The organism is Parapedobacter deserti, assembly GCF_042646065.1.
Lineage (GTDB): Bacteria > Bacteroidota > Bacteroidia > Sphingobacteriales > Sphingobacteriaceae > Parapedobacter > Parapedobacter deserti.
The window spans coordinates 1-5,442 of sequence record NZ_JBHRTA010000051.1 but is presented as its reverse complement, the minus strand read 5'-3'; the positions used below and the strand labels follow the sequence as shown (position 1 = coordinate 5,442).

The 5,442-nt window shown below is 43.5% G+C and carries 9 protein-coding genes; 4 read left to right on the top strand and 5 right to left on the bottom strand.

The window, feature by feature from the left end; all coding sequences use genetic code 11:
- The first annotated feature begins 63 nt into the window (after nt 1-63).
- Nucleotides 64-351 (top strand): hypothetical protein, encoded by a 288-nt coding sequence (locus ACFOET_RS17835; RefSeq protein WP_379025200.1) that lies wholly within the window; start codon nt 64-66, stop codon nt 349-351.
- A 7-nt stretch (nt 352-358) separates the two neighbouring features.
- Here ACFOET_RS17835 and ACFOET_RS17830 read toward each other — a convergent pair whose 3' ends face one another.
- The 3 genes from ACFOET_RS17830 to ACFOET_RS17820 form a co-directional block, all read right to left on the bottom strand.
- The gene (locus tag ACFOET_RS17830; protein WP_379025198.1) at nt 359-751 is read right to left on the bottom strand and encodes a hypothetical protein; all 393 of its coding nucleotides are present in this window, start codon (nt 749-751) and stop codon (nt 359-361) included.
- Nucleotides 752-915: 164 nt separating this feature from the next.
- Nucleotides 916-1,125 carry a hypothetical protein gene (locus tag ACFOET_RS17825; RefSeq protein WP_379025196.1) on the bottom strand — a complete coding sequence of 70 codons (210 nt, stop codon included), beginning with the start codon at nt 1,123-1,125 and terminating at the stop codon, nt 916-918.
- Between the two features lie 44 nt (nt 1,126-1,169).
- Complete coding sequence (locus tag ACFOET_RS17820) at nt 1,170-1,775, bottom strand: RpnC/YadD family protein (RefSeq protein WP_379025194.1); 606 nt, start codon at nt 1,773-1,775, stop codon at nt 1,170-1,172.
- A gap of 681 nt (nt 1,776-2,456) precedes the next feature.
- Here ACFOET_RS17820 and ACFOET_RS17815 point away from each other — a divergent pair.
- Together ACFOET_RS17815 and ACFOET_RS17810 are read left to right on the top strand one after the other, a co-directional pair.
- On the top strand, nt 2,457-2,723 hold the full coding sequence (locus ACFOET_RS17815) for an ATP-binding domain-containing protein (RefSeq protein WP_379025192.1): 267 nt from the start codon (nt 2,457-2,459) through the stop codon (nt 2,721-2,723).
- Nucleotides 2,724-2,822: 99 nt separating this feature from the next.
- The gene (locus tag ACFOET_RS17810) at nt 2,823-3,095 is read left to right on the top strand and encodes a hypothetical protein (protein ID WP_379025190.1); all 273 of its coding nucleotides are present in this window, start codon (nt 2,823-2,825) and stop codon (nt 3,093-3,095) included.
- Here the strand turns inward: ACFOET_RS17810 and ACFOET_RS17805 are convergent, their stop codons facing one another.
- Nucleotides 3,096-3,428: a DUF3892 domain-containing protein gene (locus ACFOET_RS17805; protein WP_379025188.1), complete on the bottom strand. Its 333-nt coding sequence runs from the start codon at nt 3,426-3,428 to the stop codon at nt 3,096-3,098. It abuts the gene before it with no gap.
- Nucleotides 3,429-3,632: 204 nt separating this feature from the next.
- On the opposite strand from ACFOET_RS17805, the gene ACFOET_RS17800 reads away from it, so the two are divergent.
- A complete protein-coding gene (locus tag ACFOET_RS17800; protein WP_379025186.1) occupies nt 3,633-4,733 on the top strand; it encodes a Fic family protein in 1,101 nt (366 codons plus the stop codon).
- Between the two features lie 61 nt (nt 4,734-4,794).
- On the opposite strand, the gene ACFOET_RS17795 is transcribed toward ACFOET_RS17800, so the two are convergent.
- Complete coding sequence (locus ACFOET_RS17795; protein ID WP_379025184.1) at nt 4,795-5,376, bottom strand: plasmid pRiA4b ORF-3 family protein; 582 nt, start codon at nt 5,374-5,376, stop codon at nt 4,795-4,797.
- Nucleotides 5,377-5,442 lie beyond the last annotated feature (66 nt).

The window sequence follows — 5,442 nt, the reverse complement described above, 5'->3', positions numbered from 1 at the left end:
TTATTTTTACCTTTGTCATGAGCACATGATCTCAACGGATCACAGTTTTATCATCCACCGAATATGAATCTTATGACCGAAAACCAAATCGAGATTTATCAAAGCGGCGACGGACAGACGTTAGTAGAAGTTAAATTTGAACATGATACCATTTGGTTGAATCAAAAACAGATGGCTGAGTTGTTTGGAAAAGACACGGATACCATCGGTTTGCATATCCGGAATATCTTTAAGGAAAAGGAGTTAGAAAAAAAATCAACTACCGAGGATTTCTCGGTAGTTCAAATGGAAGGAAAACGCCGAATACGCAGAAATAGCAACCTGCTGACGTTCGGACAACCCGCGTTATAAACCCAAGTTAACGGTCGTAGTACCATCTCCGGTTTGCTACCCGCTTGGTATAAACTTCCGATTTCATGCGCAGTATTTTGGCGCCCAACGCAAGGCTTGCCGGCGTGTCCGTGCCGTATTTACGGTCAATGAACGGCAACAGGTAGTCCACCGTATATGGATGCTCGAAATCCGTACGCCTTACTTTTGTTTTTAGGTTATTGATGGTATAATAGTAGATCCAATTGGTGATGAAGTGCTGGATGAAGCATTCCTGTTCCTCCGTATCCAACCCATAGACCGTTTCATTGATCTCCAACGGCTCAAAGTCGGGGTTCAAGCAACGTAAGAAGTTGTTGTAGGCTTCGTTGAACAATTGCGGATCCAGGTTGGAGAACAGACAATTGACATTCTCGTTCATCACGCGCAGCTTATCCCTTTCGCAGCAGATGGTAAACAAAGTGGTCGTAAGGAAAGGACATTAAGCCGCAGCTTTCAAGTTGGGTGAAATGATAAAGGAGATTGGTGTAAAAAAGCTAAACCCGATTGATATGGCTTATTATCTCTCTTAATGGCGGGCCACCGTTATTTCTTCTTCTTGGCCAGATCTGCACGAACTTTCTTAACGAAATCCTCCGTTACGGTTGCAAAATTGGCGATTTCAGAAATAGTGAATTTTCCGGTGGTTAAAAGGTTCTCAACGACTTCGTAGCTTTTAGCTTCCGCACCCTTTTCAATACCCTGCTTGTAAAAAGGATCTTTTTCTACCTTAAAAAATGAAGCTGTCTTTAACATCGTGTCCCTCACTTTCTTTGTGTTTGTAAATTTACGCAATTGCGCTAAAATTCGCAACTGCTTGAAATATTGATTTTTGTTACACGATCGATAGGTTGCCTATCGATTGCTTCAACCACTTCCTCAACCACCTTGATCGGCTCTTTACCTCCGAAGTCGCCTAGAATGGCCAAAAGTTGTTCCTCAATATGTGCGGAAGAAAGGAACCATTCATGAGGCAGCTTGGAAAAATCGATCAGCTTATAAGTGAAATGAAGAGCTGGCTCATCAATATAATCTGGCATATTCAGAGTGCTTGCACCAATATACAACACGTATTGCCGCACAAGAAGTCCATAAATTCGGTTCAACATGGCCCGATATTCCAAGAGCCGTATTGCCATCCCCCTATCGTTGGTAGTTTGAACCTCTAAGTGGATAATAAATGTATTGCCGCCTGCGTCCGTCACCCTATGCAACGCATCCACTTCCAATTGCTTAGTGGTTTGTAATTTATCTTTTAGTGGCGTATAGTCGATGATACGTAGCCCGAATATTTTCTCCATGAGCGCGGGAAAAATAACTGGCATATTCTGGCGGATGATCTTATCAAATTGCTGATTTTCGGCACGTTCTTTACCCTGAGTTTCGGTAAGTGATTGTTTTGCCATAGTGCATTGCTTTTCATTGGTATTCTGTGGGGTTTGACTGTGAGGCAAATATAATGTGCGCTATTTTATTTAGCAAAGTAATAGCAGTTTTTAAACGGTTATATCCGTTTATAATCGGCTCTGAGGAAGATTTCTGATAGTATGGAAGTATGGAAAAACGGGAGAAATGGCGATGTTAATTGCAGAAACAACAAATGGTCAACTAACCACTTTAGTCGAACAAAACCAACTTCCAAACTGGTTTATTGAATATATCATCAACAAACTCTCATAGCAGTCTTTTGCTTTAGCTTTCCAATCTTTTTTTCCGGCGTCGTTGCCCCCATATGAAGTTCATACAGAGTTACGGCTGATAAAAAGATTTCGGTGCCATCGGCTATTTTATAAAGGGTGGTTGATAGTTTATCTTATGCCCTTAGATGTTCGATAAAAATACCAGTACTGGCTACCGTTGGGGAGGTGTGAGGTTGTCAAATGCCTGTTTGCTATCTTCAAGAACCTGAAGGTCTTTATCAGACCATACCGATACGTTGGCTAATTTTGACCTAACCTCCGATATATTCTACTGAAAGCCCCTCTTTCTTCAATTCGCGTGCGATGGCTATGGTTTCCTCACGGCGGCCCTCCTTGCGGCCTTGTTGCCTTTCCTGTTTCTTTACACTTCTATAACGCCCATGTTGATTGTACCTCCTGTCAATTGTATTACCTGTTTATCAAAGATACGATTTATTTCGGATCATTGATATACAAGAAATCTACAAGGCGAAGGGAAAAGAGTTTGACCATGTGTTCATCATGCTCGAACGGTTTATCCCTACCACCGATGAGGCAAAGCGCCAGCTTTATGTGGCCATGACAAGGGCTAAGCGGAATCTCACCATCCACGTGAACGCCGATTTCTTAGACAGCATGACCGCGGAAAATTTGGAGAAGGTAACGAACGGATAGGAACCACTATCCGCTACCGGTAGAACTGGTTATGCACCTCTCCTACCAGGATGTAGGCTCGACTACTTTATCAACAAGCAGCATTTCGTTTCCCAACTGGTGAGTGGTGATAACTTAATCATCAGCGGCAACGAGTGTTTCATGCCCAATGGGCAACCTGTGTTAAAATTCTCCAAGAAATTCCTCGATCAGATAGCGGAAAAGCGCAAAACTGGCTATGAGCTGAAAGCCGCCAAAGCGAACTTCATGCTCCACTGGAAGAAAGAGGGGGCTGAACAAGAAGTTAAGGTTGTTTTGCCGGAGGTGCTGTTTGAGCGGACATATGCGAATCGCCGGTCAGTTGACAAGAACTACTACAGGTCCTCACTGTAATTATAGTGGACATTCCGGTAAACTCAACAAATTGTTGGATTGCTCCCCATCATTTTCGGTTTTGATGTACTTGTTGCCGTAGGTGCTCGTGGCCACATTGACATTGACGGCTGCCACACCCCGGGCTACATAAAACCCCCAGCGGCCTTCTTCGATACCTGCAATTGCTTCTTGCTGCGTGAGGGACCACCAGGTGCCGGTGCCATTCATGCCGCCGATACGCTCGATCCGTTCATGGGCGATGGTGCTGTTCGTTTTGTTGATGCATTTGATTTCGTGTCTGCTTGCCATGCTATAGTTGATGTGATAGAATCTGACTCCAAAGCTACCCATGACATCCTTAGCTATCCATGCCAAGCATGGATTTCTTGCGAGAAAGCAATAACAGCTTTGATAAAGAACTTATAGCGAGAAGGACCGTCGAAAGCGATCGGATCTAATGAAGGTAAATATTATACACGTTTTGCAATCGCGTGTATTTTTTTTGTATTTTTACCCACGTAACAAAAACGAATGTAAATCTTACTCTTGAACAAAATGGTGAATTTCGACCGCAAGATGCCGTATAACGACCTGCCTACGTTGCCTCCTAAGGCAGATATTGAAACGAAAGACGTTCTGCGGAAAACTATTTCGGCTAGCAGGGAATTGGCGCAGTTAAACGGCGCTTTGCGGAATTTGCCTAATCCTACCTTGTTTTTGGACACCATTTACTTGCAAGAAGCAAAAGCGAGTTCGGAAGTAGAAAACATCATTACTACCAATGACGAACTTTACAAATCATTGGTAGCCGAACGAAAAGTAGAAAATTCAGCTACCAAAGAAGTGTTGAGCTACAAAGAAGCACTTTGGCTGGGTTTGGACCAACTCAAAAGAAAACCGTTTATTACAACTAATCTTTGCATTTCCATTGTGCAATGCATCAAACAAAACCAAGCAGGCATACGGGCTACGCCCGGAACTACGCTTAGTAACGCCAAAGGCGAAGTCATATACACGCCACCAACGGGCGAAAAAGTGATTCGTGAAAAATTGGCGAATCTTGAAAAATTCATCAATGGAAATGGTGAGCTTGGTAAAACCATAGACCCCCTCATAAAAATGGCGTTGATGCATTATCAGTTTGAAGCCATTCACCCCTTTGCGGACGGCAACGGCAGAACAGGTCGTATTTTGTTATTGCTCTATCTCAAACTTGCGGGTTTGCTCGACACGCCAGCCATTTACCTGAGCGAGTACATCATCCAACACAAAGCCGACTATTACAAAAATCTGCGGGGCGTAACCGAAAAAAACGACTGGCAGCCCCACATTTTATATATGCTCGACATGATTGAGAAAACTTCCACCAAAGGTTTGGTTCGACTAAACAACATCACTTCGGTAATGGAAACAACGGCAGAAGAAATCAAACAAAAACTGCCAAAAATCTACTCGAAAGAGTTGATGGAAGTTTTGTTCCGCTTGCCCTACACCAAACGCCAACACTTGATAAACGAAAACTTGGGAAATGCGAAAACCGTGGGTAATTATTTGATGGCCTTGGAAAAATACGGTTTTTTGAAATCGACCCGCGTGGGCAAAGAAAAATTGTACCTTAATCAGCGATTGTTAAAAATTTTAGAAAGCAAATCATAAACCACCGTTATGCTAGGCAAAAACAATAAGTCCATTGGTGTTTATGAGCGTTGACTTGGGCTTAGAACGTCAAATCTTCCGGCGCGATCAACGCCATGCGCTTGTTGACCTCGCGTTGGTTGTAGTATGCCGGATCCCAATTCTCGTTTGATCGTAGGCCAAGCCATTGGCGGTAACTCCGCTTTTCCGCCGCTGTTCCATGGGCAAACGTATCGACCATTTCACGGTAGCCACGGATGTTGCCGACATCTTCCGGAGGACATTCGTTTTTACCGCCAATACAGTAAGCCGTATAGATTTCTTTATCGGTAATTTCCTCCAATACGATTTGATGCTGCCAGTGGTCACCGAAATCATATACGTAGGTGAACTTATCGTTCACTTTGCGGAAAATAGTGCTGAGTTTTATCCGACGCGCATCTTTTACCGGCATCTCGTCATTGGGGATTCCGATGCCATCGGGGTCATTCAACCCTTGTTTGCCGAATTCGAACAGGTGGCTGTTCTCCCAACCGAATGCGGCTTGGATAGCCATATGAAGCTGATAAAAATTAAAACCGGTGGGAATGACAATCCGGCGCCAAACGCTCGGTTTGGTTTCCAGAAGCGTGATCTTTAGTTGAAGTGTTTTGAAGCGGGGCATAATCCTTTTTAATTTCTGCAAAGGTATTTACTTAATCCCAGGATGCATGACCTTCTTTATCTATGT